The following is a 24462-nucleotide window of genomic DNA, read 5'->3' as shown; positions in this document are numbered from 1 at the left end:
CACAAAATACCGTGCTCGCCCCTGCTTCCCGTCTCACTCCGAATTGACTTTTGGTTGAGATGGCATCGGCGTAATGAGGGATGCTACCGTCACCGTCTTTAGACTTTCGACAAACTCAGATGCGAAGGTTGCCGCATGCCTGATCGTCCCCTCTTGCGTTTCGCGCTTCTTGGCTGCGCTCTTCTGTGGAGCGCTGCACCCGGCTCGGCGAGCGATGCAGCGCCGATGGGCGTCGTTGAGCTGTTCACCAGCCAGGGCTGCTCCTCCTGCCCGCCGGCCGATGCAGCGCTGCGCAAGCTGGTCGAAAGCGGCGAGGTGATCGCGCTCGGCTATCACGTGGACTATTGGAATTATCGCGGCTGGGCCGATACGCTGGCGACCAAGGACAACACCGCCCGGCAATATGGCTATTCCCGCAGCTTCGGGAAAAACGGCGTCTACACGCCACAGGCGGTACTGAACGGCCGCGAGCATATGAATGGCGGCGATCTAGCCGGCATCAACCGCCGCCTGACCGAGATGCGCGAATCCCGCCAGGGTCTCGACGTCGCTGTTACCGCCATGCGCAGGGGCGACGAGATCGACATTGAGGTCGGCCGGCAGGAGAGCGCTACCGGCAAGGCCAATGTGGTTGCCGTCTACTTCGCACCCCAGAAAGTCGTGACCATGCATCGCGGCGAAAACAACGGCCGCACCATTTCCTACATGAACTCGGTGCGTGACGTGCAGACCATTGGCATGTGGGACGGCAAGGCCACCAGCTTCGTCCTTCCGGCCTCCGTTCTCCAGGAAGATGATCGTGGCGGCGTGGCCATTCTCGTTCAGCAGATGAAGGATGGAGAAACGCCGGGCGCGATCCTCGGCGCAACCGTGCTGATCGAACCGCACCAGCGCCCTGGCGGCATGGCGCAGATCAACCGATAACAGATCGTCCGTCGCTGCCTGTCCAGCGCGCGGCCCTCGCTTCGGCAAGCTGGTGCGAGCCTGAAGGGGCTGCGCATGGCCGGCCGGCCTCGCCCAGCACGGCCTTGCTTTTCACGCAGGCTCGGGCACACTGTCATGGTTCAGTCACAGGAATCGACCGGAAAATCGCATGACAGAACAGACGGACATGCCCGATCGCGAGATCTCGTCGCAGACCGTGGTCGATCTCAGGGAATACCGAAACGCCAAGGATCCGCTTCCTATCACCTTCGACCGTCGCGAACTCGACCGGATCCTCTGGGTCTATGGCCGCATGGTCGGCGATGGCGAGTGGCGCGATTATGCACTTGATCACATGAAGGACCGCGCCGTCTTTTCCGTTTTCAAGCGCTCGGGCGAAATGCCGCTTTTCCGCATCGAGAAGAATCCCAAGCTTGCCGCCAAGCAGGGCGCCTACAGCGTTATCAACACCCACGGCGTGATCCTCAAGCGCGGCCATGATCTCGTGCAGGTGCTCAAGGTCTTCGACCGGATGTTCAAGGTAGTGAAAAGCTGAGGCGGCGCGACCTGCCGCTCTGCCCGCCCGCATGAACCATAAAAAACGGCCACGAGATACTCGCGGCCGTTTTTGATTCATCGCATTCCTGCCGGAGCGGCGGCAAGCGCCGCCGCCCTTTACGCCGGCACCGATTATTCGCGGTTGCCGAGGAAGCGCAGCAGGAACATGAAGAGGTTGATAAAGTCGAGATAGAGGGTCAGCGCGCCCATGATGGCCTTGCGGCCAGCGGTCTCATACGCATCCCCTTCGAAATACATTTCCTTGATGCGCTGGGTATCCCAGGCCGTCAGGCCGGCGAAGATCAGCACGCCCAGCGCCGAGACCGCGAATTCGACGGCGGACGACTGGAGGAAGATGTTGACGAGCGAGGCGATGATCAGACCAAACAGGCCCATCACCATGAACGAGCCCATGGCGCTCAGGTCACGCCGGGTGGTGTAGCCATAGAGCGACAGGCTGCCGAAGGCGGCTGCCGTCACGAAGAAGGTCTGCGCGATGCTCTGGCCGGTATAGACCAGGAAGATCGACGACAGCGAAAGGCCCATCAGGGCCGCATAGACCCAGAACATGGTCTGTGCCGCCGAGACGCTCATCGATTGAATGCGAAAACTCAGGAACATCACCATGCCGAGCGGAGCCAGCATCACCACCCACTTCAGCGGGCTGAGATAGATCGCTTGGCCAAAGGCGGTCAGGCCGCCATCGTTGAAGGCGAGTTGCACCGCGCCGAAAGCGACGAGGCCGGTGATTGCCAGGCCCAGCGCCATCAGATTGTAAACGCGCAGCATATAGGAGCGCAGACCCGCGTCCACGACGGCACCGGCCCGAGCGCCGGCTGGCGTCATTCGGAAGTTTCTGGGATCAGCCATTGTGGTCCTCTTTGCAAAATAAAGCCCCGTGACGAACGGCGCGCTCGAAGGTCGATGCGCCAGGCGCCGCTGCAGGGCTCAGCATGCCCAAACGAAATATGTGGCGCGAAATGAGTTTTCACAAGGCGCCAGCATAGGTGAGGCAGGCGAAAACAGGCCGAAACAGCCCAAGATGACCGAAGTTTAATCCAAAAGCGCCCTTGACGACGAATCCTCACAGCTCGCGCAGCACGGGTGCAGCCTTTCGGCCGAGCACCCGCCATGTGCCGATCAAGCCGATGCCGATTGTCAGTACCAGGGCGGCGACAAGGGTGACCGCGGCCACATCCGGCAGGAAGGACGATGGCAGCGTCATGATGCGCGAGACCACGAACCAGGCCGCAACGCCCCCCGCCATCAACGAGAAGAGCGCGGTCGACAGACCAAGGATCGCATATTCATAGACGAAGGCGCGAATCAGCGTCGCCCTCGTCGCGCCGAGCGTCTTCAAGACCACGGCATCGTGCAGCCGCGCGCGATTGCCGGCCGCAAGCGCCCCGGCCAGAACCAGAACGGAAGCGACGAGAGCCACGGCGGCAGCCGCGCGAATCGCAGTGGCGAGTTGGGCGACCAGCGTATTGACGATATCGAGCGCGTCCTTCACCCGCACACTGGTGATGGTCGGAAAAGCGCGGGTAATGGCGTTCAGCGTCTGCGCTTCCTGCGCCGGTGTCGCCTTGGGATCGATGATGGTGGCGAGCCAGGCATGCGGTGCGCCGGCAAACGTGTTGGGCGAGAAGACCATGACGAAATTGATCGACAGGCTCTCCCACTCCACCGTACGGAAATTGGCGATCCGGGCGGTGATGTTGCGGCCGAGCACGTTGACCGTCACGCTATCGCCGATTTTCAGCTTCAGCTCGCGTGCCTCTTTCTCCGAAAAGGAGACCAGCGGCTCGCCCGTGTAGTCGGCAGGCCACCAATTGCCCTCCACCAGCTGCGAATTTTCCGGTAGATTGCGGGCATAGGTGATGCCCCGATCGCCGCGCAGCACCCAGCGTGCGCCAGGTGCCACCGTCATGCGGCTGACGTCCTGACCGTTGAATGCGAGGATACGCCCGCGCAGCATCGGCACCTCGATCAACTTTCCTTCGGGCATCTCCCGCTTCATCAGATCGCGGAAGCCAGTCAGTTCACTCGACTGGATATCGACGAAGAAGAAATTCGGCGCGCGTTCCGGAAGGGTCCCGGTGAGCTGGCGGCGAAGATTGCCGTCGATCAGGGCGAGTGTGACCAGCAGCGCCAGACCGAGGCCAAGCGACAGCACCACCGAAGGTGTCAAGGCGCCGGGGCGATGAATATTGCCGATGGCCAGTCTCAACGCGGGCGACGAGACGCGCGGCGCCCGCTTAGCGAGAAAGGCAACGCCGGCACCGACCAGCCTGAGGACGACGAAAGCACCGGCAACGGCACCAAGGAAGGTCCAGGCGACCCGTGCATCATCGGCCGTGAGCACGCTGATCGCGCCGAGCGCCAGGAAGCATGCGGATGAGGCGAGAATATAGGGCCAAGGCGCGAGCCGCCGACGTGTGGCTTGGGAATCGCGGATCAACGCCGTGGCCGGCACGCGCCGCGCCGCGCCGAGCGGCAAGAAGGCAAAGGCAAGCGCGGTGAGCAGGCCGAAAAGCGCCGCAAGGGCCAGCGCCTTGGGATAAAGGGCAAAGCCCTCCGTCACCGGCAGAACCCCTTTGAGCGCCGTCGACGCGAGCGGCGCGATGAAGACGCCGAGAGCGAGCCCAATAACGATGCCGAGCACCGAGATCATGAGGATCTGCAGGAGATAGATCAGGCTGACGAGACTGCCCGGCGCGCCCAGACATTTGAAAGCGGCAATGACATTGCGCTTGGAGTCGAGAAAGGCGCGCACCGAATTGGCAATGCCGACGCCACCGACGACCAGCGCCGTCAGCCCGACAAGGGTCAGGAACTGCGAGAAGCGGGTGACATTGGCCGTTAACGCCGGTGCCGCATTGTTGCTGGTGCGCACTGACCATCCCGCTTGAGGAAAGGCAGCTTCCGACGCCGCTCGCAGAGCCGGCAGGCGGGCGGGATCGGCCAGCTTGAGCTTATAGGCCTGCTCAACCAGGCTGCCCGCCTGCACGAGGCCGGTCTTGCTCAATCCCTCCTGCGACATGATCAGCCGCGGCGCAAAGCCGAAACCGTCCGACACCGCATCCGGCTCGCTGACGACCGTACCGGTGACGATCAGACTGGCATTTCCCAGGAGGAGCCGGTCGCCGATCTTCAGGCCGAGCCGATCGAGCAGCAGCGGCGCGACCACGGCGCCAAAAGCGCCATCCCGTTCAGCGAGCAGATCGGCAAGCGGCACGTCAGGCGCGCTTTCGAAACGGCCATAAAGCGGATAGGCGCCATCCACGGCCTTGAGCTCGACCAGGGCTTGGTTCGAGCCATCCGGCAGCCGCGCCATGGAGCGCAGACCTGTCGTCAGCGACACCGTGCCATAGCTTTCGAGAAACCGACGCTCCTCCGCGCTCGCCAGACGGTTGGTCAGCTCGAAGCGGATATCGCCCGCCAGAAGCTCGCGTCCCTGCGATTCGATAGCGCCGGTGATCGAGCGGGAAACCGAATTCACCCCGGCGATGGCGGCAACGCCGAGCGCAATGCAGGCAAGGAAAATGTAAAAGCCGCTGAGCCCGCCGCGCATCTCCCGCAGCGCCAGGCGGAAGGCAAGTGCGAGTCGCTGTGGCGCAACCGATCGAACGAACCCGGTTCGGGCAGGAAGGCGAAGAGGCGCGCTCACAGGCCGGCCTTTACGGCCATCGGCGCTGCTGCGGGCGAAAGGCCTGCCGTGTTGCTGCCATCGTCGATGATCTGGCCCGACCGGACATGCACCTGGCGGCCACAGCGGGCGGCGAGCGACGGGTCGTGGGTCACGAGCATCAGGGTCATGGCGCGCTCGGCCTGCTTGGCGAAGATCAGGTCGGCAATCTGCCGCCCGGTCTCGCCATCGAGATTGCCGGTCGGTTCATCGGCGATCAGGAGCTTGGGATTGGGCGCCAGTGCCCGCGCAATCGCCACGCGCTGCTGCTCGCCGCCCGAAAGCTGCCCCGGATAATGATCCAGCCGTGCGCCGAGCCCGACAGCCACGAGTTCGGCACGTGCGCGTTCGAAGGCATCGCGTGCGCCGGCAAGCTCCAACGGCACCGCGACATTTTCCAGCGCGGTCATGTTGGGGATCAGATGGAAGGACTGGAAGACGATGCCGACATTGCGTCCGCGAAATTCCGCGACCTTGTCTTCCGACAGCGTCTGAAGCGCCACGCCGTCAATGACGATTTCGCCGGAATCGAGCCGTTCCAGCCCTGCCAGCACCATCAGAAGGGTCGACTTGCCGGAACCGGAAGGCCCGACGATCCCAACCGTTTCGCCGCGCCCGATGGCCAGGTCGATGGATTTCAGCACATGGACGGAGGCTGCGGCATGACCGAGCGTCAGATCCGCTTTTTTCAACTCGATCATGATGTCGCCCAAGGAGATCGCCCTATATGAAGATGGTACGAGGATGCTTTTGCAGATGCGAAAGCCTACCCGATTTAGGAGTGCCGCCATGCGATGGAAAGAGAGGCTAGGGCTTTTCACGGCCGCTCTCGCAGTGTTGATCGCCAGCTTTCTCGGCGTGAACAGGGCAGCAGCCGAGCCTGTCAGCCTGGTCGGCTTCGGCGACAGCTTGATGGCCGGCTATCAATTGGCGCCCGAAGATGCGTTCCCGGCTCGGCTGGAAAAGGCGCTGCGTGACAAGGGCCTCGACGTGACCATCGCCAATGCCGGCGTTTCCGGCGACACGACCGCCGCCGGGCTTGCCCGGATCGCCTGGTCGGTGCCCGATGGCACGAAGGGCGTGATTCTGGAGCTAGGCGCCAATGACGCGCTGCGCGGCATTCCGCCCGAGGAAACGCGCAAGAACCTGACGGCGATGATCGAGGCGCTGAAGGCGCGCGGTGTCGAGGTGCTTCTGGCCGGCATGATGGCGCCCCCGAACATGGGCGGCGACTATGGCGCGCGCTTCAATGCGATCTATCCCGATCTTGCCAAGCAGTATGGCCTGGAGCTTTACCCCTTCTTCCTCGACGGCGTGGTGGAAAATGCCGCGCTGAAGCTGGAGGATGGCATGCATCCCAATCCGCAGGGCGTCTCCATCATGGTGGAACGCATGCTGCCAGCAGCTGAACGCTTCGTGCGCAGGCTTTCTGGATCACAGTAAGCTGACGAGACCTGTGGATAAGCCTATTCACAGCCTGTTAAGCTTGCCGGGTAAATATTGCGGGTGCGAATTTGCAGTTGCGCGGCCTCGACCGTCATGTTTCGCTCGGGGTGTCGTCATAGATTCGAGGAGCTGGCCATGCCGAGACTTTTCACCGCCCTCGAGATTCCGCGCAATGCCGCGATGAGCCTTTCGCTCCTGCGCGGCGGTCTTCCTGGCGCCCGCTGGATCGATGTCGAAAACTATCACATCACCTTGCGCTTCATCGGCGATGTCGATGGCCGCACGGCCGACGAGGTCGTCGAGCGGCTGGACCGGATCGAACGGCCGGAGTTTCAGCTGCAGCTGACCGGCACCGGCGCCTTCGGTTCGAAGAAGCCCCATTCGGTCTGGGCCGGCGTCAGCACGCCGCCGGAACTCTTCCAGCTTCAGGCCGAAATCGAGCGGATCTGCCAGCGGATCGGTCTTGCGCCGGACCCGCGCAAGTTCACACCCCATGTCACGCTGGCGCGGCTCCGTGCCTCCCGTGTGGAGGATGTGGTGCACTATCTCGCAGGCCGCGGCGGCTTCATGACCAATCCCTTCATCGTCTCACGCTTCGTTCTGCTCTCCTCTCGCGACTCCGTCGGCGGCGGGCCTTACCTGACGGAGGAGGTTTTCCCCCTGCATGAGGCACCGAGCAAACGCGGCGGCTTGGAAATCGAGCCGGCACAGCGTCTGTGAACTTGGCCGCGTGACGGCGGAAAGCGATCTTCATGTCGCGAAAACGTCTCGATGAGCACGAGGTCGCCGCCGGGCTGGCGGCGCTCAATGCCGGCCTCGATCCGGAGGCTGGATGGAGCCTGGATGCCGACGGCCTGTCGATCATCCGTGCCTTCCGCTTCAAAAGCTTTGAGGAAGCCTTTGCTTTCATGACGCAGAGCGCCCTTGTCTGCGCGCGCATCGACCATCATCCCGATTGGTCGAACAGCTATAATCGTGTGCATGTGCGCCTGACCACCCATTCGGCCAAAGGTCTGACGGCGCTCGACTTGGAGCTGGCTGCAGCGATGAACGCTGCGGTGCGCCTCGCCTAGCGGCCTGGACAGGTCGGGGACTGCCTTCGACAGAGCCAACAAGCTCCAGCCTTCCGCCATGCCGGGGGGTCAGGTCTTTAATCTCAAACCCGCACCCCCATATCCCTTCTAATTCTTTTCCAGGCGCTCAGGCGTGAGGAAAGCATGATTTCGGAAAGGGACGGACATGGACGATGTGAAGATCGGCGAGATCCTGATGCCCGGCGAGGAAAGCGAGCAGGACGCAAAAGCACGCCGTGTGCGCAAGCGCTTCTGGCCGACTTTGAAGCGGGCGATCGGCCACATCCCCTTTGTGCGCGATCTCGTCGCGGCCTATTACTGCGCGCTCGATCCACAGACACCGCTGCGCACGCGAGGCATTCTGCTGGGTGCGCTGGCCTATTTCGTGCTCCCCTTCGATATCGTGCCCGATTTTCTCGCTTTCGTCGGCTTTTCCGATGACATCGCGGTGCTCACCGCCGCCTTTGCCGCCGTCAGCGGCCAGATCCGCGACGTGCATTACCAAAAGGCCGACGAGATCCTGAAAGGCCCACTGCCGGACTCATAACGCTTGCTGGCAGACTTAATCGGCAGATTTCTCAAGGATGCCGGGTGGAAAGCAAAGGCCTGAACCGCGTGTGGTCAGCTCGCGCTTTCAATGCCTTGCTCGCCCAGAAGCAGGCGCAGCTTGCCGAAGGCAAGCCGGAGACGGGATTTCACGGTTCCGAGTGGCAGGCCTGTTTCGGCGGCGATCTCCGAATGCGAACGACCCAGAAAAAAGGCGAGTTGCACCAGCTGCAACTGTTCCTGCGGCAGACGGCTGATCGCCTTCTGGACCATGTCTTCACGGTCGGTCAGATCCACCACCTCATCCGGCGCTGGCGGAGCGCTGGGCTGAAGATCCGTATCATTTTCATCCAGCTTAGCGGCGCGCTGACGGCGTGCGGCGTCGATCCGGCGATTGCGCGCAACGCGAAACAGCCAGGTCGACAGCGAGGATTTCGCCGGATCGTAGAGATGAGCCTTGTTCCAAAGAACAACCATCACCTCCTGCACCAGTTCTTCGGCCTCCATGGCGCTCATGTTCTGGCGCATCAGGAAGGATTTCAGCCGTGGCGCGAAAAAGGTGAAAAGCTGCGCGAAGGCAGCCCGATCGCGGTCTTTGGCGACGGCATCGGCCAGTACAGCGAAATGCCGTCGTTCGTCACCGTTCATGCCCTTGTGTCGGCCTCCGCAAACCCATTCTTCTGTCTACTGCATAATTCCTTAAATCGAAATCGATCTAGCGAAAAAATTCTCCAGCACATTTAAAGTCTTACAGCGTCGGTTTTGCGTTTTTCGCAGGAGGCGCGGCGCTGCAATGACAAGAGGTTGCCTGGTTTTGCCAAAGGTCAAACTCTCGCCAAATTTTTTCTGACAGTGATCCGTGACCGAACGGTCCGCGTTGAGAAACCACGCTTCCACCATTGCCCTCCTTCAGCGCCGCCTGCTGCGGCGGCAGCGGGTGCCCGTCGTAAAGGCCGTCAGTACGTTCGGCGTCTTGCGATCTGGCAGCCACGACTTGCCTGAGGTGGCTGTGCATGCGCAACGGGATCATTCGCGGGGCGGCCGCCGCACAACGCTTTGTTAACGTGAACGAAGTCATAATAGGTCGCCTTGAACACCCAGCGTCGCCTGCCAGGCTCCCAGAGAGGCGGCCGGCAGGCAAACTTACGGCAGGACAAGATGTTTGTACGAAAACTCACCCTCGTGTTCGCACTCGCGGTTTCCGGTGCGGGCATCGCGGCGGCACAAACGCCGACGCGCATCCAGCAGTTCAATGCCTGGGGCGCCTATTCCTACCAGTCGGGCAAAAGCAAGGTTTGCTATGTTCTGTCGGTGCCGAAGGAAAAGGCTCCGGCCAATGTCGATCATGGCGATGTGTTCTTCCTGGTTTCGCAGCGTCCCGGCCAGAACATCTCCTATGAACCGCAGGTGATGGTCGGCTATCCCCTGCAGGAAAATTCCAAGGTGATCGTCACTGTCGATCAGAAGAATTTCACCCTCTTCACCAAGGGCAACTCGGCTTGGGTGGAAAACGCCGCAGAGGAACCTGCCCTGGTCACGGCGATGCGCTCGGGCAAGGCCATGTCGGTGTCCGGAAAATCGCGCAAGGGTACGACGACGACCTATTCCTATTCGCTGTCGGGTATTTCCGCCGCGCTGAAGCAGATCGAAAGCTGCAAATAAGCTTGGCAGAGCGCGCAAGCGCTCGATCCTGCCGACCGGCAACCACATTTCGACGAAAGGCGCCACCGCCAAGGTGCGCGCCTTTCGTCGTTTTTTGCGCTTTTTCATATGGCCGGCGTGACGCGGCGGGGAAATCATGCTATGGCGCGCGCAAAGATTGACGGCCCCGTGCGGCTTTCGGCACGCGGCCTCTCCCATATACTCACATGACGATCTGGACTGGACGCAAGGCGGCAGGCTTTTCTGGCCGGCAGCCGAGTGGCCGCAGCTATCCGTCAGGGGACCGACAAGATCATGGCCGATACCGCTCTTTCCGATCTGCCCGCCCGCGCGCCGGCGTCCACTTTCTCACCGATGGCCGCAAGCCGGCCGGCGCCCGAAAAGCCATCGCTGATCGGTCTTTCGCGTGAGGCGATGGCCGAGGCGCTGGGCAAGGTGGGCGTACCGGAGCGCCAGCGCCGGATGCGCGTCAGCCAGCTCTGGCATTGGCTCTATGTGCGCGGCGTGTCGGATTTCGACGCGATGACCAATGTCGCCAAGGATCTGCGCGCGCTTCTGAAAACCCATTTCACCATCGCTCGGCCCGAGATCGTCGAGGAGCAGATCTCGACCGATGGCACGCGCAAATGGCTGCTACGCTTTCCCGCGCGCGGCGCCGGCCGGCCGGTGGAAGTCGAGACCGTCTATATTCCCGAGGAAGGGCGCGGCACGCTGTGCATCTCCAGCCAGGTCGGCTGTTCGCTCACCTGCTCCTTCTGCCACACCGGCACCCAGCGCCTGGTGCGCAACCTGACCGCCGAGGAAATCCTGGCGCAGCTCCTGCTCGCCCGCGACCGGCTGGGCGATTTTCCGGGTGCGGACGTGCCGGAAGGCGGGCTCATCCCGTCCAGCGACCGCAAGGTTACAAATGTCGTGATGATGGGCATGGGCGAGCCGCTCTATAATTTCGAGGAGGTCAAGACCGCGCTCCTGATCGCCTCGGACGGTGATGGTCTGTCGCTCTCCAAGCGCCGCATCACGCTTTCGACCTCCGGCGTCGTGCCGGAAATTTACCGCACCGGCGAGGAAATCGGCGTCATGCTCGCCATCTCGCTGCATGCCGTGCGCGACGATCTGCGCGACATGCTGGTGCCGATCAACAAGAAGTATCCGCTGAAGGAGCTGATGGACGCCTGCCGGGCCTATCCGGGCCTGTCGAATGCGCGGCGCATCACCTTCGAATATGTGATGCTCGAAGGCGTCAATGATTCCCTCGAGGATGCCAAGGAGCTGACCCGGTTGCTGAAGGGCATTCCGGCAAAGATCAACCTGATCCCCTTCAATCCCTGGCCCGGCACCAATTACCGCTGCTCGTCCTGGGAGCAGATCGAGACCTTTGCCGACTTCATCAACAGCGCTGGCTATGCTTCGCCGATCCGCACGCCGCGCGGGCGCGATATTCTGGCGGCCTGCGGCCAGCTGAAGTCGGAATCCGAACGCATGCGCAAGGTTGATCGCCTTGCCTATGAAGCGATGATGATCGCCAATCACGGCGAGGACGACTGAGGCGCGCCTCCGGGTATCGCCGGCTTAGCGCGCGCTGGTGAAGAGGATCTTGACCGCGAAGAGCGAGAAGACCGAAGCGATCAGATAATCGAGCCCGCGCAGCGCCTTGGGGTTGGCGCGCAGCCAGCCGGACAGAGCATCGGCGCCGAGCACCACGGCAAGCCCGATCGGCAGGCTGACGACAATCGACCACAGGCCGAGAAAGACCAGCTTGCCGGCGACATGCGGATCGTTGGCGCTGACGAATTGCGGCAGGAAGGTCATGAAGAAGATGATGACCTTGGGGTTGAGCAGATTGACCCAGAGCCCGTTGACGAAGGCGCCTGCAAGCGACGACTTCGATGAGGTTTCCGGGCGAAGCGAGAAGCTGGATCCATGGCGGATCGCGGCGAAGGCCAGCCAGGCGAGATAGGCCGCGCCGCCGGTCTTCAACAGAAGGAAGGCTGTCGGCGAGGCGACGATCAGCGCCGCGATGCCGAAAGCCACCAGGAGCGTATGCACCGAGACGCCGGTGCTGGTTCCGGCAAGCACCGCCAGGCCGATGGCCCGGCCGTCGCGCATCGAGCGGCTCATCCAGAGCGTCATGTCGGGCCCAGGCGTCAGCGCCAACAGCAGAATGGCACCGGTGAAGGCGAGGATAACGGGAAAAGACGGCACGAAATCCATGGCGGCAAGATCCTAAACACTGGCTCGCTTTGGCTTTTGCTATCCCTAGGACAAAGTCAAGCGGCGTGTTATGGAAGCGCCGTCAAGCCGCCCCTTGCCCCTCGGAGAGCGATGCGCATGTCCCGCACGGTGACCATCACCCTCGATGACGAGCTTTTGTCCTTTGCCGAGGATCTGGTGGAACGCGGCTGGTTCGGCTCGGTGGAGGAGGTGTTGCTCGGCGGGTTGCGGCGATTGCAGCATGACGGCGCCGATCTGGATACGCTCGAGGACGACCTGTTCGACGAGGCCGAGGAAGACGAAGCGGAAGCTCTCGAGGACGATTTGCTGACGGCGGAGACGGAGCGCAGCCGGATTTCCTCATGACGATCGCCGGCCACGCATGGGAAGGCAAGGCGGAGATCGTCCGATGCCCGCCACGGCCGATAATTGAGATCGATCAAGCATCGTCCATGATATCGACGCCCGATCTCTGCGACAACGCCATGTAGATGCAGGTCTCACGGGCGACGACCTCATGGACTTCACCGGCTGGCAGCAGCACATGATCGCCTTGCAGAACGATCAGCCCGTTTATTTCGAGAGAACCCTCCAGAATATAGATGCTTTCCCAACCGGGATGTCGGTGGGCGGGCAAGCGCGCGCCGGCCTCGAAATGAAGCAGGGCTTGCGTTCCTCCCTCCTCATACGCCGCCAGAATGGCGACTGCGACACCGGGATAAGGCGTTTGCTTCCATTGCCGGGCAAGATTTTGCTGATGGATCATCGTCTCCTCGCTTGGTCGTTTCGCGGGCCGAGGATAAGCGCACCGGCTGACAGAAAGTGTCAGGATGGCGCACAATACGGCCGCCCCTATCGATCCAAGTTCGAAGCCGTGCGGGACAGCGATCCCTGGCAGCGATGGCCTGTCTCCACCAGACAGCCCTGTCACGCCCGCCTTGGCATGCCGTTATAATCCCGCTAAGACTTCAGCGATTTCGCGTCCTGGCTCCAAGGGTCAGCGGCGCCTTCGACCCCTCATCCGACGGACCTCTCCCCATGGCATCGCATACGAACGTCAAGAAGGTCGTCCTCGCCTATTCCGGCGGGCTCGACACCTCGATCATCCTGAAGTGGCTGCAGACCGAGCTCGGCGCCGAAGTCGTGACCTTCACGGCCGATCTCGGCCAGGGCGAGGAGCTGGAGCCCGCCCGCAAGAAGGCCGAGCTGCTCGGCATCAAGGAGATCTTCATCGAGGATGTGCGCGAGGAATTCGTGCGCGACTTCGTCTTCCCGATGTTCCGCGCCAATGCCGTCTATGAGGGCGTCTACCTGCTCGGCACCTCGATCGCCCGGCCGCTGATCTCCAAGCACCTGATCGAGATCGCCAAGAAGACCGGCGCCGACGCCATCGCCCATGGCGCCACCGGCAAGGGCAACGACCAGGTTCGCTTCGAGCTTTCGGCTTACGCGCTGAACCCCGACATCAAGATCATCGCCCCCTGGCGCGACTGGTCGTTCAAGAGCCGCACGGACCTTCTGAACTTCGCCGAGCAGCACCAGATCCCGGTCGCCAAGGACAAGAAGGGCGAGGCGCCCTTCTCCGTCGATGCCAATCTCCTGCACTCCTCCTCCGAGGGCAAGGTTCTGGAGGATCCGAGCCAGGAAGCCCCGGAATATGTGCATATGCGCACCATTTCCCCGGAGGCCGCGCCCGATCAGGCGACGATCATCAAGATCGGTTTCGAAAAGGGCGATGCCGTCTCCATCAATGGCGAGCGGCTCTCGCCGGCGACGCTTCTCGCCAAGCTCAACGATTACGGCCGCGACAACGGCATCGGCCGTCTGGATCTGGTCGAAAACCGCTTCGTCGGCATGAAGAGCCGCGGCGTCTACGAGACCCCCGGCGGCACCATCCTGCTTGCCGCACACCGCGCTATCGAATCGATTACGCTCGACCGAGGTGCGGCGCATCTCAAGGACGAGCTGATGCCGCGCTATGCCGAGCTGATCTATTACGGCTTCTGGTTCTCGCCGGAGCGCGAAATGCTGCAGGCCGCCATCGACCTGTCGCAGCGCCATGTCGAGGGCGAGGTGACGCTGAAGCTCTACAAGGGCAATGTCATGGTCATCGGCCGCGAATCCGACAAGTCGCTCTATTCGGACAAGCTCGTCACCTTCGAGGACGACCAGGGCGCCTATGACCAGAAAGACGCAGCGGGCTTCATCAAGCTCAACGCACTGCGCCTGCGGACGCTGGCCAAGCGCGGCCGCTGAACCAGGCACCGCAAGAGCGCCCGGCGCTCTTGCGATCAAGGCGGCGTAAGCTCGAGGCGCGAGCGCGACGAGGGCTCCGCCTCCTCATCCCACGAACCCGCCGCACGGCACGCCGTGCAGGCGGGTTTTTTGTGGTGATCAGCCGCCAGCAGATACCACGCGTCACGGCTTATCCAGCGGTCTCCCGCCAGGTTTATGGCTTAGGCTTTGATCTCGGCGGGTGCGGGCGGCGGGGCCGGCGTTCGTCCGGAGGGACAGGACGGGTCGATCGCCTGGAGATTGTCTCGCAGGGTGAGAAGGCTTTGGCGCAGCATCGCGCGCGCCTCTTCGCCAAGGCCGGCGGTGACGCTTTCCATCATCCGCGTGACGTCGGCCTGGATCGCCAGCATCACCCCATCGGCCTGGTCGGTCAGCACCACATGCTTGGCGCGGCGATCGTTGGGATCGGCCACACGCGCAACGAGGCCGAGCCCTTCCAGCCGGTCGAGATAGGTGGAGAGCGTCATCGGCTCGATTCCCATGCGCTGGGCGATTTCGGTCTGCTTGATACCGCCACTTGCCGCCACCTGGATCAGCGCACGTGCCTCGCCCGGCGTCAAACCGAGACCGGCGGCGGAGATCGTACGGTCGAAGGCGCCCCGCAGGAGGCGCGACACATCGGTCAGCAGCATGCCGATCGTATCATTGGGAAGCTTGACGGACATGAAGACTGGCCTGAACGATGGGATGACGACGGAATGGCGGAAAGCGGAATGGCCACCAGGGCACTGCCTTGACGGGCGTTGCGGCAGACCCGCAGTGAGGAGCCTTCTTATCATTGCCTGAAGACCGGGCAAGCCGCCTTCGACGCTGCATTTCAGCCTTGGCTGGAAAACCGTCGACCTCGGCGTTCTGCCTCAATGCGGCCCTATCGGCCGGAAAACATGCAAGACATGTAAAGCCTATGGCAAGAGGTCTGTCGCGCCGGAGCAGCGGGGAGGCACCCGTGTGTCGTTCCCAGCATCTCTGCCAAGGCCAGGCAATTCTGATAAGGATTGCCGATGCCGATCCTGTCGGCCGCGCATATATGCGGCCGCGCCTTGAGACTGAAAGGACGCCTGATGACCGATAAGCCCGCCATCGCCCCTGGCCTGACACAGTGGACCGGCCATGAGGGCCTGCCGCCTTTCCAGGCGATTCGCGACGAGGACTTCGCACCCGCCTTCGATGCGGCACTTGCCGAGCATGAGGCGGAGATCGCCGCGATTGCCAATGAGACGGCCGAGCCCAGCTTCGACAATACGGTCGTGGCGCTGGAGATCGCCGGCGACAGCCTGTCGCGCGTCTCCGCCCTCTTCTGGAACCGGGCCGGTGCCCATACCAACGACACGATCCAGGCGCTCGAGCGCGAGATCGCGCCGAAAATGTCGCGCCATTATTCCAAAATCGGCACCGATCCCAAGCTTTTCGCCCGCATCGACGCGCTGTGGGAGAGCCGCGACAACCTGGGCCTGACGGTGGAGCAGAGCCGCGTGCTGGAACGCCACTGGAAAGGCTTCGTCAAGGCCGGCGCAAAGCTGGAAAAGGCCGCGCAGGACAGGCTGGCGGCCATTAACGAGCGGATGGCGAGCCTGTCGGCCTCCTTCGGCCAGAACGTGCTCAAGGATGAATCCGGCTGGTCGCTGATCCTGAGGGATGAAGCGGAACTGGCCGGGCTGCCGGACTTCCTGCGCGATGCCATGGCCTCGGCGGCCCGCGAGCGCGGCGAGGAAAACGCCTATGCGGTGACCCTCTCGCGCTCGATCATAGAGCCCTTCCTGACCTTCTCCGAGCGGCGCGACCTGCGCGAACAGGCCTTCAAGGCCTGGACCGCGCGCGGCGCAAACGAGGGGCCGACCAACAACCGTGATATCGTGCGCGAGATGCTGGCGCTGCGCACAGAGATCGCCGGACTGCTCGGCTATCCGACGTTTGCGGCGCTGAAGCTCGAAGACACCATGGCCAAGACGCCAGAAGCGGTGAACGGGCTGTTGATGCAGGTGTGGGACAAGGCCGTGATGCGCGCCCGCGAGGAAGAGGCCGACATTGCCGCGCTGATTGCCGAGGAAGGTCGAAATCACGCCGTTCAGCCCTGGGACTGGCGTCACTACGCCGAAAAGATCCGTACCCAGCGCTTCGCCTTTTCCGAAGCCGAGCTGAAGCCCTATTTGCAGTTGGAGAAGATCATCGAGGCCTGTTTCGATGTCGCCGGCCGGCTGTTCGGCATCAAGGCTGTCGAGGTCAAGGATGTGCCCGCCTATCATCCCGATGTGCGCGTCTTCGAGATCCGCGATCAGGCCGACAAGGTCATTGCGCTGTTTCTCGGCGATTATTTCGCACGCGCCAGCAAGCGCTCAGGCGCCTGGATGAGCTCCTTCCAGTCGCAGCACCGCTTGACGCTCAAGAACGGCGCCCATGGCGAACGGCCGATCATCTACAATGTCTGCAACTTCGCCAAGCCGGCCGAGGGCAAGCCGGCCCTCCTGTCGCTGGACGATGCGCGCACGCTGTTCCACGAATTCGGTCATGCCCTGCATGGCATGCTGTCCGATGTCACCTATCCGTCCGTCTCCGGCACGGGCGTCTCGCGCGATTTCGTCGAGCTGCCTTCACAGCTTTACGAACACTGGCTGACCGTCCCCGACATCCTCAAGCGCTATGCCCGCCATGTGGAAACCGGCGCACCTATGCCACAAGCGCTGCTCGACAAGGTTCTGGCGGCCCGCAACTTCAATGCCGGTTTCAACACGGTGGAGTTCACCTCCTCGGCCCTGGTGGATATGGCCTTTCACACCACCCCATCCGTGGCGGATCCCATGGCCCTGCAGGCGGAAGTCCTCGACCGCATCGGCATGCCCTCCTCGATCGTCATGCGTCATGCCACACCGCACTTCCAGCACATCTTCTCCGGCGGCTACTCGGCCGGCTATTATTCCTACATGTGGTCGGAAGTGCTGGATGCCGACGCCTTCGCGGCCTTCGAAGAGACGGGCAACGCCTTCGATCCCGCCATGGCGGAGCGGCTGAAGCGGCATGTCTATGCAGCCGGCGGCGCGGTCGATCCGGAAGAGACCTACAAGGCCTTCCGGGGTCGCCTGCCGAGCCCCGACGCCATGCTCGCCAAACGTGGACTGGCAGCCTGAGAAAAAGGCTCTGAAAGCCGGCAGCTCGTCTCGCCAAGGCCATGAGCCGACGGCGACACAAGGTTTTGGCCGGGCATTGCGGTGCCCGGCGGTTGATGGGAGTCATGCGAGAGCATGATCCGGCAGGCTTGCAGTCGAATGCATGGGATACAGGCCCTTCAAGATCATTCGAATGGTCTTATATATCTCGACGGGCGTCACAGAGGTGTCGTAAAAGGTCCTTAGGGCACACGATCCTACAGGGACCCTTGCACCATGTCTTTGATCATCCAGGCCGACAGCGTCAGCAAGATCTTCCAGCAGCGCAAGCGCCTGCCGGGCCTTTCCGGAACGCTGCGAGGCCTGCTCAAGCCGGAGACGGTGCCCGTGCGGGCGGTCGAAGAGATTTCCTTTGCGATCCGGGCCGGGGAAGCGGTGGGCTATCTCGGCCCAAACGGGGCCGGCAAATCGACCATGATCAAGATGCTGACGGGCATTCTCGCGCCGTCCACCGGCAAGGTGCATGTGCTCGGCCGCCAGCCGGTGGAAGAGCGGGTGGCCAATGCGCGTGAGATCGGCGTCGTCTTCGGCCAGCGCAGCCAGCTTTGGTGGGACCTGCCGGTGAGCGACAGCTTCGATCTGGCTCGTCATATCTATCGCATCGATCCGGCGCGCTTTGCGGAGAACCGTGCGGAGATGGTCGAGATGCTGGCCCTCGGCAGCTTTCTCGACAGGCCGGTGCGCCAGCTCAGCCTCGGCCAGCGCATGCGGGCGGATATCGCCATGGCGCTGCTCCACGGGCCGAAAATTCTCTTTCTCGACGAGCCGACCATCGGCCTCGACGTGGTGGCCAAGGATGTCGTGCGCAAGTTCCTCGCCCGCATCAACCGGCAGCGCGGCACCACCATCATCCTGACGACGCATGACCTGCAGGATATCGAGGAGATTTGTCCCCGACTGATCATGGTGGATGACGGCAGGCTGCTGTTCGACGGCCCCTTGCGCAGCCTGCGTCGCAGTTTCGGCGCCCGGCGCCGTCTCAGGCTCGATTTTTACACCGATCCCGGACCGATCTGGATCGGCGGCGCGCGTCCGGTCGGCAGCAGCGGCACCCAACGGGAATTCGAGGTGGACGAGGATGGCCGTTCGCTGATCGACCTGATTTCCGCATTGCCGCCCGGCACCCCCTTGCGCGATGCCAGCCTGCACGAGCCGGGTATCGAGGAGGTGATCCGCACCCATTACCAGAGGCGTCGGGCATGAGCCTCTTCGCCCTGTCTCCTCTTGCCGCGCGCCTGACCGGCAGCGACCTGCTTGCCACCCTGCGCACCTTTTCAGCCTTCACACGCGCGGCTGCGCGCCAGCAGGCGGAGCAGCGCTCGGAGCTGCTGGCGATCGCATTTGGCACGATGGTCGACGTGTTCGCCCGCATCTCCATCTGGCGCAGCGTCTATCACGGTCGCCAGCACGTGGCCGGCGTTACCGAAGCCGAGATGATCACCTATGCCCTGATCGGCGCGACGCTTCTGTCCCATTGGGACGGAGCCCTGATCGTGCGCGAGATCGGCAAGGCCATTCTCAGCGGCCAGATCGGCGCCACGCTCATGCGGCCGGTGAGCTTCCCCGGCGCGCTCTTTGCCGAACAGCTGGGCCCGCGGCTCCTGCAATTCGGCTTCGTCTGCCTGCCCGTCATCACCATCCTCTCAGCCGTCTACGGCATCGCCCCGCCGGCAAGCCTCGGCCATGGCCTTCTCTTCCTGGTCTATATCGTCGTCTCGACCACTCTTCTGTTTTTGATCGCCATCTTCTTCGGCCTTCTATCCTTCTGGGTGCTGGAGGCGCATTCGCTCGAATGGTTCATGCGCGGCCTGACGGCGCTTCTGTCGGGCGGGCTGGTGCCTCTCTGGTTCTTTCCGCCCGTGCTTGGCACGGTGGCCCATGCCCTGCCCTTCGCCTGGATCACCTATCACCCCATGGCCTGCTATCTCGGCCAGAACGACCTTTTGGAAAGCGCGACACTGCTCGTCGGCGGATGTGGCTGGGTCGCAGCCCTTGCCATCGTCAATCATCTCTTGTGGCGGTCAGCGTCGCGACACGTCACGGCCCATGGAGGCTGATCATGCGCGAGACCTTGATGCTCTGGTGGCAGCTGATGCGGCTGCGGGCGCGGGCGCGGTTGCAAAATCGCCTGAGCCTGGTTCTGGCCTGGATCTCGCAGGGCTTCGGCTATGCCGGCGCCTTCGCCTCCATCTGGGTGATCCTCAACCGCTTCGGCGGGCTCGGCGGCTGGCGCTGGCCGGAGCTCGCCTTCCTGCTCGGCTTCCAGATCTTCGGCTATGCGCTCGGCGCGATGTTCACCTTCACGCAGTTTCGCTTCATGGAAGAGCAGGTGCGCGATGGCGAATTCGACATGCTGCTCGTCCGGCCGGTCAATCCCTGGAGCTTCCTGGTCTTTTCCGGCATCGACCTGCAATATGGCAGCCATTTCGCGCTTGGCCTTGTGCTGATGATCATGGCGGGGCTGCAGCTCGATCTCGACTGGGACCTGCTGATGATCCTGCGCCTGCTGCTCAGCCTGATGAGCGCTGCCATGCTGACCGGCGCGATGTTCACGGCCCTCGGCGCCTGTGCCTTCGTACTCGGGCGCTCGCGCTTTCTCTTCGGCCTGTATTTCGATTTCTGGGAGCTGTCGCGCTATCCTGCGATCATCTTCGGCTTGCCGCTGCAGCTGATCCTTCTCACCATCCTGCCCTTTTCCTATATGGGCTTCGTCCCGGTCTCGGTTCTGCTCGGCAAGCCGGTGCCGATCCTGGGCGATGCCGCGCCGATGCTGGCCATCCTGGCCGGTCCTATCACGGCCCTGATCGCCGCGTGGATCTGGCGCGCCTGCCTGAGGCGCTATCAGGGATTCGGTGTGTGAAGGATGGTGCCCACTTGGCAAAAGGCTGGCTTGAGATACATTCCTTGCCCCCTATGGCCTTTCCGCTGATCGCGCCCCCTTTCGCAAATGCGAAAAACAGGGTATGAGCCGCCAACGAAACTTGAGCGCCCGCCATGCCGCGCGCCCCAAAACCTCAGAGATCATAGGCCATGAAACTTCGCAACATCGCGATCATCGCGCACGTTGACCATGGGAAGACCACGCTCGTCGACGAACTTCTCAAGCAGTCCGGCTCCTTCCGCGAGAACCAGCGCGTCGCCGAACGCGTCATGGATTCCAACGACCTCGAAAAGGAACGCGGCATCACCATTCTCGCCAAGGCGACCTCGGTCGAGTGGAAGGATACGCGCATCAACATCGTCGACACGCCCGGCCACGCCGACTTCGGCGGCGAAGTCGAGCGCATCCTGTCGATGGTGGACGGCGCGATCGTTCTGGTCGACGCCTCGGAAGGCCCGATGCCGCAGACCAAGTTCGTGGTCGGCAAGGCGCTGAAGGTCGGCCTCAAGCCGATCGTCGCGATCAACAAGATCGACCGCCCGGATGGCCGCCATGAGGAAGTCATCAACGAAGTTTTCGATCTCTTCGCCAATCTCGACGCCACCGACGAGCAGCTCGACTTCCCGATCATGTACGGTTCGGGCCGCGACGGCTGGATGAACGTCAATCCCGAAGGCCCGAAGGACGAAGGCTTGGCCCCGCTGCTCGACCTCGTTCTCAAGCATGTGCCTGAGCCGACCGTCGAGGAAGGCCCCTTCCGCATGATCGGCACGATCCTGGAAGCCAACCCCTTCCTCGGCCGCATCATCACCGGGCGCATTGCGTCGGGCTCGCTCAAGTCGAACCAGCCGGTCAAGGTGCTGGGTCAGGACGGACGCGTCATCGAAACCGGCCGCATCTCCAAGATCCTCGCCTTCCGTGGCATCGAGCGTCAGCCGATCGAGGAAGCGCAGGCTGGCGATATCGTCGCGATCGCCGGCCTCTCAAAGGGCACCGTCGCCGACACGTTCTGCGATCCTTCCGTCACCGAGGCGATGACCGCGCAGCCGATCGATCCGCCGACCGTCACCATGTCCTTCATCGTCAATGACAGCCCGCTGGCCGGCACCGAAGGCGACAAGGTGACGAGCCGCGTCATCCGCGACCGCCTGTTCAAGGAGGCCGAAGGCAATGTGGCGCTGAAGATCGAAGAAGCCGAAGGCAAGGACTCCTTCTATGTGTCCGGCCGCGGCGAATTGCAGCTCGCCGTCCTGATCGAAACCATGCGCCGCGAAGGCTTCGAACTGGCCGTGTCGCGTCCGCGCGTCGTGATGCACAAGGACGAAGAGACCGGCCAGACCATGGAGCCGATCGAGGAAGTCGTCATCGACGTGGACGAGGAGCATTCCGGCGTCGTCGTGCAGAAGATGTCCGAGCGCAAGGCCGAGATGACCGAACTGCGCCCTTCCGGCGGCAACCGCGTTCGCCTGAAGTTCCTGGCCCCGACGCGCGGCCTGATCGGCTATCAGTCGGAACTTCTGACCGACACGCGCGGCACGGCCATCATGAACCGGCTGTTCCACAGCTATCAGCCGTTCAAGGGTCAGATTGCCGGCCGCATCAACGGCGTTCTCCTGTCGAACGGTTCCGGCGAAGCCGTGGCCTATGCCATGTTCAACCTCGAAGATCGCGGCCCGATGATCATCGAGCCGGGCGAGAAGGTCTATGCCGGGATGATCATCGGCATCCACTCGCGCGACAACGACCTTGAGGTCAACGTTCTCAAGGGCAAGCAGCTGACCAACATCCGCGCCGCCGGCAAGGACGAAGCCGTCAAGCTGACCCCGCCGATCCGCATGACGCTCGACCGGGCGCTTTCCTGGATCCAGGACGACGAGCTGATGGAAGTGACGCCGAAGTCGATCCGCCTGCGCAAGATGTTCCTCGATGCGAACGACCGCAAGCGCTTCGAAAAGAGCCGGGCTTCCGGCGCCGCCTGATCGATTTCAAAAGATTGACAAGCCTCTCGAACTCGCCGGCTGCGCCTCAGCCGGCGGGTTTTTCTATGCAGCCAGCACAACGGAAAAACCGGTGCGGGCGATTTGTGCTGGGGCGTGGACTGCCGGGGTCAGGAGCCACCGGACTGCATCGGGACCAAACGCAGGCGCCATGATCTCATGATCCGCAACGAAAAAGCCCCGCCGTTTCCGGCAGGGCTTTTGATCGATCAGGCTGGTGAATAGGCAGCTTACGCGGCTTCTTCTTCCTGTGCCTCGTCCTCCTCCACGGTCTTGCCGCGCTTCGGACCCTTGCTCAGATTGGTCTCGACCAGGCGGATGGCCTCGGTGCTAGACATCTTGTTGACGGCGGCGATCTCGCGGGCCATGCGATCAAGCGCGGCCTCATAGAGCTGACGCTCGGAATAGGACTGTTCCGGCTGGTTTTCGGCGCGGTACAGGTCACGCACGACCTCCGCAATCGAAATCAGATCACCGGAATTGATCTTGGCATCATATTCCTGGGCGCGACGCGACCACATGGTGCGCTTCACACGAGCCTTGCCCTGGACGACCTTCAAGGCACGCTCGACGAAGTCGGTTTCCGACAGCTTGCGCATGCCGATGCTCACAGCCTTGGCGACCGGCACTTTCAGACGCATCTTGTCCTTCTCGAAATCGATCACGAACAGCTCAAGCGTCATGCCGGCTACGACCTGCTCTTCGATAGCAACGATTTGTCCCACGCCATGAGCGGGATAGACGATGGACTCGCCCGTCTTGAAACCATGGCGGGTAGAAGACTTTTTCTGCTGGGTCGTCATTCGAATCAAAAACTCCCTGTTACGCACCCGGCCTTCAAACAGGCCGGGGCCGGGCAAGGCGGCCCGGATGGAAAGGGGCACCCATTGGTGTCTCCGTACTGAGCCCTGCACCGGCGAAAGACAAAGGCTCTTCGATGCGACACAAATCGGCAACGAGACGTTGCGTTGTGGGAGTGAGCCGCGTCGGAGGAAAACAGTGCTTTCGTTGATTGCTTGGGGACACAAAGGCCCGCAATTTGGATCAGTGTGGCAAACCTAGCACAAATAATGGCGGAAATCAATAATTTGCTTGCGCAGGCGATTCGGCCCGCAAACCGTCACGGGACGGGCGGGCTGATGAGCATGAAACCGCTCCAGAGCGGCGTTTCGCCACCTGATCTTTTGCAAGGCGATGCGCTGTCGCCCTTGCCGGGCCTCTTACGACCCTATGGACCGCAACGCTCCCAAAGCGGACCGGCCCCTGGCCGCTCCGATGTCTTTTCCTATAACGCGGCGCCTTGTGCGAAGCTTGCGCCATTTGGCCGCATGCAGCTGCGGCAGGATCATGGCCATGCGAAAGGCGGCTTGCCTGCAGCGGCTCGTCACGGCACGGTTGTACCGAAGCCTTGTCGACGAGCCGCTGCAGGCCGGCATCACAAACATGCCTCTCCAGCGGAGACGCCCGCTACCGCCTCGGTCTCAGGACCACCTGCCACGGCTGGCCGGCTCCGTCCATCCCTATGCTTGCCTGAGACGGGCGCGGCGACGAAATCGATATCGCGCCGCCAGCTCCTGCGTCAGGCATCACCCTCGCCCGGATTGGGCGAGAAGAATTTCTCATACTTGCCGTCGACGCCGTCCATCTCCTTGGCCTCGGGCAAGGCTTCGCGCTTGATGGTGATGTTCGGCCATTGCGGCGCAAATTCGGCATTGAGCTTCAGCCACATGTCCAGCCCCGGCTCGGTGTCGGGCTTGATGGCGCCAGCAGGGCATTCCGGCTCGCAGACGCCGCAATCGATGCATTCGTCCGGATGGATGACCAGAAAATTCTCGCCCTCATAGAAGCAGTCCACCGGACAGACCTCCACGCAATCGGTATATTTGCAGCGGATGCAATTGTCGGTCACGACATACGTCATGAAGGTCTCCAAGAAGCTTCGGTTCCGCGGCCGGCGGCTGGATAGTTCCAGCCTGCGCGCGGTGTCAAGACATCGGCGGCAACCGGCGCGTCTTGAGCC

At 62.6% G+C, this 24462-nt stretch carries 25 protein-coding genes; 15 read left to right on the top strand and 10 right to left on the bottom strand.

Annotated features, from left to right (window positions below; all coding sequences use genetic code 11):
• The first annotated feature begins 135 nt into the window (after positions 1 to 135).
• Both BMX61_RS01335 and BMX61_RS01330 read left to right on the top strand, forming a co-directional pair.
• Complete coding sequence (locus BMX61_RS01335; protein WP_092742193.1) at positions 136 to 924, top strand: DUF1223 domain-containing protein; 789 nt, start codon at positions 136 to 138, stop codon at positions 922 to 924.
• 169 nt (positions 925 to 1093) lie between these two features.
• Positions 1094 to 1480 (top strand): DUF2794 domain-containing protein, encoded by a 387-nt coding sequence (locus tag BMX61_RS01330; RefSeq protein ID WP_075627245.1) that lies wholly within the window; start codon positions 1094 to 1096, stop codon positions 1478 to 1480.
• 134 nt (positions 1481 to 1614) lie between these two features.
• Here the strand turns inward: BMX61_RS01330 and BMX61_RS01325 are convergent, their stop codons facing one another.
• The 3 genes from BMX61_RS01325 to BMX61_RS01315 form a co-directional block, all read right to left on the bottom strand.
• Positions 1615 to 2352 carry a Bax inhibitor-1/YccA family protein gene (locus BMX61_RS01325; protein ID WP_075627246.1) on the bottom strand — a complete coding sequence of 246 codons (738 nt, stop codon included), beginning with the start codon at positions 2350 to 2352 and terminating at the stop codon, positions 1615 to 1617.
• Between the two features lie 214 nt (positions 2353 to 2566).
• Positions 2567 to 5056 carry an ABC transporter permease gene (locus tag BMX61_RS01320; protein ID WP_075627482.1) on the bottom strand — a complete coding sequence of 830 codons (2490 nt, stop codon included), beginning with the start codon at positions 5054 to 5056 and terminating at the stop codon, positions 2567 to 2569.
• Positions 5057 to 5148: 92 nt separating this feature from the next.
• Positions 5149 to 5871 (bottom strand): ABC transporter ATP-binding protein, encoded by a 723-nt coding sequence (locus BMX61_RS01315; RefSeq protein ID WP_075627483.1) that lies wholly within the window; start codon positions 5869 to 5871, stop codon positions 5149 to 5151.
• An 88-nt stretch (positions 5872 to 5959) separates the two neighbouring features.
• On the opposite strand from BMX61_RS01315, the gene BMX61_RS01310 reads away from it, so the two are divergent.
• The 4 genes from BMX61_RS01310 (at position 5960) to BMX61_RS01295 (ending at position 8236) form a co-directional block, all read left to right on the top strand.
• On the top strand, positions 5960 to 6613 hold the full coding sequence (locus BMX61_RS01310; RefSeq protein ID WP_075627247.1) for an arylesterase: 654 nt from the start codon (positions 5960 to 5962) through the stop codon (positions 6611 to 6613).
• A gap of 138 nt (positions 6614 to 6751) precedes the next feature.
• Positions 6752 to 7336: an RNA 2',3'-cyclic phosphodiesterase gene (thpR, locus tag BMX61_RS01305; protein WP_075627248.1), complete on the top strand. Its 585-nt coding sequence runs from the start codon at positions 6752 to 6754 to the stop codon at positions 7334 to 7336.
• 32 nt (positions 7337 to 7368) lie between these two features.
• Complete coding sequence (locus BMX61_RS01300; protein WP_075627249.1) at positions 7369 to 7689, top strand: 4a-hydroxytetrahydrobiopterin dehydratase; 321 nt, start codon at positions 7369 to 7371, stop codon at positions 7687 to 7689.
• A gap of 166 nt (positions 7690 to 7855) precedes the next feature.
• Positions 7856 to 8236, top strand: a complete 381-nt coding sequence (locus tag BMX61_RS01295) for a YkvA family protein (protein ID WP_075627250.1) — start codon at positions 7856 to 7858, stop codon at positions 8234 to 8236.
• Between the two features lie 74 nt (positions 8237 to 8310).
• Here the strand turns inward: BMX61_RS01295 and BMX61_RS01290 are convergent, their stop codons facing one another.
• Both BMX61_RS01290 and BMX61_RS24210 read right to left on the bottom strand, forming a co-directional pair.
• The gene (locus tag BMX61_RS01290; protein ID WP_075627251.1) at positions 8311 to 8883 is read right to left on the bottom strand and encodes a sigma-70 family RNA polymerase sigma factor; all 573 of its coding nucleotides are present in this window, start codon (positions 8881 to 8883) and stop codon (positions 8311 to 8313) included.
• Between the two features lie 100 nt (positions 8884 to 8983).
• Positions 8984 to 9313, bottom strand: coding sequence for a hypothetical protein (locus tag BMX61_RS24210; protein ID WP_139198853.1), 330 nt, complete (start codon positions 9311 to 9313; stop codon positions 8984 to 8986).
• An 80-nt stretch (positions 9314 to 9393) separates the two neighbouring features.
• Between BMX61_RS24210 and BMX61_RS01285 the strand changes: the two genes are divergently transcribed.
• Complete coding sequence (locus BMX61_RS01285; protein ID WP_075627252.1) at positions 9394 to 9897, top strand: invasion associated locus B family protein; 504 nt, start codon at positions 9394 to 9396, stop codon at positions 9895 to 9897.
• Between the two features lie 354 nt (positions 9898 to 10251).
• The gene (rlmN, locus tag BMX61_RS01280; RefSeq protein ID WP_075627484.1) at positions 10252 to 11442 is read left to right on the top strand and encodes a dual-specificity RNA methyltransferase RlmN; all 1191 of its coding nucleotides are present in this window, start codon (positions 10252 to 10254) and stop codon (positions 11440 to 11442) included.
• 24 nt (positions 11443 to 11466) lie between these two features.
• On the opposite strand, the gene BMX61_RS01275 is transcribed toward rlmN, so the two are convergent.
• Complete coding sequence (locus BMX61_RS01275) at positions 11467 to 12108, bottom strand: LysE family translocator (protein ID WP_075627253.1); 642 nt, start codon at positions 12106 to 12108, stop codon at positions 11467 to 11469.
• Positions 12109 to 12225: 117 nt separating this feature from the next.
• Here BMX61_RS01275 and BMX61_RS01270 point away from each other — a divergent pair, with 117 nt between their 5' ends.
• On the top strand, positions 12226 to 12474 hold the full coding sequence (locus tag BMX61_RS01270) for a ribbon-helix-helix domain-containing protein (RefSeq protein ID WP_170854884.1): 249 nt from the start codon (positions 12226 to 12228) through the stop codon (positions 12472 to 12474).
• Positions 12475 to 12547: 73 nt separating this feature from the next.
• Here BMX61_RS01270 and BMX61_RS01265 read toward each other — a convergent pair whose 3' ends face one another.
• A complete protein-coding gene (locus tag BMX61_RS01265; RefSeq protein WP_175577644.1) occupies positions 12548 to 13039 on the bottom strand; it encodes a cupin domain-containing protein in 492 nt (163 codons plus the stop codon).
• Positions 13040 to 13146: 107 nt separating this feature from the next.
• On the opposite strand from BMX61_RS01265, the gene BMX61_RS01260 reads away from it, so the two are divergent.
• Complete coding sequence (locus BMX61_RS01260; RefSeq protein WP_075627256.1) at positions 13147 to 14364, top strand: argininosuccinate synthase; 1218 nt, start codon at positions 13147 to 13149, stop codon at positions 14362 to 14364.
• Positions 14365 to 14564: 200 nt separating this feature from the next.
• Here the strand turns inward: BMX61_RS01260 and BMX61_RS01255 are convergent, their stop codons facing one another.
• Entirely contained in the window at positions 14565 to 15068 is a 504-nt protein-coding gene (locus BMX61_RS01255) for a MarR family winged helix-turn-helix transcriptional regulator (RefSeq protein ID WP_075627257.1), read from the bottom strand.
• A gap of 396 nt (positions 15069 to 15464) precedes the next feature.
• Between BMX61_RS01255 and BMX61_RS01250 the strand changes: the two genes are divergently transcribed.
• The 5 genes from BMX61_RS01250 (at position 15465) to typA (ending at position 22424) form a co-directional block, all read left to right on the top strand.
• Positions 15465 to 17525 (top strand): M3 family metallopeptidase, encoded by a 2061-nt coding sequence (locus BMX61_RS01250; RefSeq protein WP_075627485.1) that lies wholly within the window; start codon positions 15465 to 15467, stop codon positions 17523 to 17525.
• A 255-nt stretch (positions 17526 to 17780) separates the two neighbouring features.
• Positions 17781 to 18767, top strand: a complete 987-nt coding sequence (locus tag BMX61_RS01245) for an ABC transporter ATP-binding protein (protein WP_075627258.1) — start codon at positions 17781 to 17783, stop codon at positions 18765 to 18767.
• Positions 18764 to 19621: an ABC transporter permease gene (locus tag BMX61_RS01240; protein WP_075627259.1), complete on the top strand. Its 858-nt coding sequence runs from the start codon at positions 18764 to 18766 to the stop codon at positions 19619 to 19621. Before BMX61_RS01245 ends, BMX61_RS01240 begins: the two co-directional genes overlap by 4 nt.
• A 2-nt stretch (positions 19622 to 19623) precedes the next feature.
• Positions 19624 to 20424, top strand: a complete 801-nt coding sequence (locus BMX61_RS01235; RefSeq protein ID WP_075627260.1) for an ABC transporter permease — start codon at positions 19624 to 19626, stop codon at positions 20422 to 20424.
• 170 nt (positions 20425 to 20594) lie between these two features.
• Positions 20595 to 22424 carry a translational GTPase TypA gene (gene typA, locus BMX61_RS01230; protein WP_075627261.1) on the top strand — a complete coding sequence of 610 codons (1830 nt, stop codon included), beginning with the start codon at positions 20595 to 20597 and terminating at the stop codon, positions 22422 to 22424.
• 248 nt (positions 22425 to 22672) lie between these two features.
• On the opposite strand, the gene BMX61_RS01225 is transcribed toward typA, so the two are convergent.
• Positions 22673 to 23245 carry a CarD family transcriptional regulator gene (locus BMX61_RS01225; RefSeq protein ID WP_075627262.1) on the bottom strand — a complete coding sequence of 191 codons (573 nt, stop codon included), beginning with the start codon at positions 23243 to 23245 and terminating at the stop codon, positions 22673 to 22675.
• A 776-nt stretch (positions 23246 to 24021) separates the two neighbouring features.
• Complete coding sequence (gene fdxA / locus BMX61_RS01220; RefSeq protein ID WP_075627486.1) at positions 24022 to 24363, bottom strand: ferredoxin FdxA; 342 nt, start codon at positions 24361 to 24363, stop codon at positions 24022 to 24024.
• Positions 24364 to 24462 lie beyond the last annotated feature (99 nt).

The sequence above is a fragment of the Xaviernesmea oryzae genome (assembly GCF_900109605.1).
In the GTDB taxonomy this organism is placed as follows: Bacteria; Pseudomonadota; Alphaproteobacteria; order Rhizobiales; family Rhizobiaceae; genus Xaviernesmea; species Xaviernesmea oryzae.
Note: the sequence above shows the minus strand (reverse complement) of the source record. Positions and strands in the feature narration are given on the sequence as shown.

Bases quoted from the DNA above. Each gene is read 5' to 3' on its own strand.
- BMX61_RS01335 (WP_092742193.1), top strand. From the start codon at position 136: ATGCCTGATCGTCCCCTCTTGCGTTTCGCGCTTCTTGGCTGCGCTCTT.
- BMX61_RS01330 (WP_075627245.1), top strand. From the start codon at position 1,094: ATGACAGAACAGACGGACATGCCCGATCGCGAGATCTCGTCGCAGACC.
- BMX61_RS01325 (WP_075627246.1), bottom strand. From the start codon at position 2,352: ATGGCTGATCCCAGAAACTTCCGAATGACGCCAGCCGGCGCTCGGGCC.
- BMX61_RS01320 (WP_075627482.1), bottom strand. From the start codon at position 5,056: ATGCGCGGCGGGCTCAGCGGCTTTTACATTTTCCTTGCCTGCATTGCG.
- BMX61_RS01315 (WP_075627483.1), bottom strand. From the start codon at position 5,871: ATGATCGAGTTGAAAAAAGCGGATCTGACGCTCGGTCATGCCGCAGCC.
- BMX61_RS01310 (WP_075627247.1), top strand. From the start codon at position 5,960: ATGCGATGGAAAGAGAGGCTAGGGCTTTTCACGGCCGCTCTCGCAGTG.
- thpR (WP_075627248.1), top strand. From the start codon at position 6,752: ATGCCGAGACTTTTCACCGCCCTCGAGATTCCGCGCAATGCCGCGATG.
- BMX61_RS01300 (WP_075627249.1), top strand. From the start codon at position 7,369: ATGTCGCGAAAACGTCTCGATGAGCACGAGGTCGCCGCCGGGCTGGCG.
- BMX61_RS01295 (WP_075627250.1), top strand. From the start codon at position 7,856: ATGGACGATGTGAAGATCGGCGAGATCCTGATGCCCGGCGAGGAAAGC.
- BMX61_RS01290 (WP_075627251.1), bottom strand. From the start codon at position 8,883: ATGAACGGTGACGAACGACGGCATTTCGCTGTACTGGCCGATGCCGTC.
- BMX61_RS24210 (WP_139198853.1), bottom strand. From the start codon at position 9,313: ATGACTTCGTTCACGTTAACAAAGCGTTGTGCGGCGGCCGCCCCGCGA.
- BMX61_RS01285 (WP_075627252.1), top strand. From the start codon at position 9,394: ATGTTTGTACGAAAACTCACCCTCGTGTTCGCACTCGCGGTTTCCGGT.
- rlmN (WP_075627484.1), top strand. From the start codon at position 10,252: ATGGCCGCAAGCCGGCCGGCGCCCGAAAAGCCATCGCTGATCGGTCTT.
- BMX61_RS01275 (WP_075627253.1), bottom strand. From the start codon at position 12,108: ATGGATTTCGTGCCGTCTTTTCCCGTTATCCTCGCCTTCACCGGTGCC.
- BMX61_RS01270 (WP_170854884.1), top strand. From the start codon at position 12,226: ATGTCCCGCACGGTGACCATCACCCTCGATGACGAGCTTTTGTCCTTT.
- BMX61_RS01260 (WP_075627256.1), top strand. From the start codon at position 13,147: ATGGCATCGCATACGAACGTCAAGAAGGTCGTCCTCGCCTATTCCGGC.
- BMX61_RS01255 (WP_075627257.1), bottom strand. From the start codon at position 15,068: ATGTCCGTCAAGCTTCCCAATGATACGATCGGCATGCTGCTGACCGAT.
- BMX61_RS01250 (WP_075627485.1), top strand. From the start codon at position 15,465: ATGACCGATAAGCCCGCCATCGCCCCTGGCCTGACACAGTGGACCGGC.
- BMX61_RS01245 (WP_075627258.1), top strand. From the start codon at position 17,781: ATGTCTTTGATCATCCAGGCCGACAGCGTCAGCAAGATCTTCCAGCAG.
- BMX61_RS01240 (WP_075627259.1), top strand. From the start codon at position 18,764: ATGAGCCTCTTCGCCCTGTCTCCTCTTGCCGCGCGCCTGACCGGCAGC.
- BMX61_RS01235 (WP_075627260.1), top strand. From the start codon at position 19,624: ATGCGCGAGACCTTGATGCTCTGGTGGCAGCTGATGCGGCTGCGGGCG.
- typA (WP_075627261.1), top strand. From the start codon at position 20,595: ATGAAACTTCGCAACATCGCGATCATCGCGCACGTTGACCATGGGAAG.
- BMX61_RS01225 (WP_075627262.1), bottom strand. From the start codon at position 23,245: ATGACGACCCAGCAGAAAAAGTCTTCTACCCGCCATGGTTTCAAGACG.
- fdxA (WP_075627486.1), bottom strand. From the start codon at position 24,363: ATGACGTATGTCGTGACCGACAATTGCATCCGCTGCAAATATACCGAT.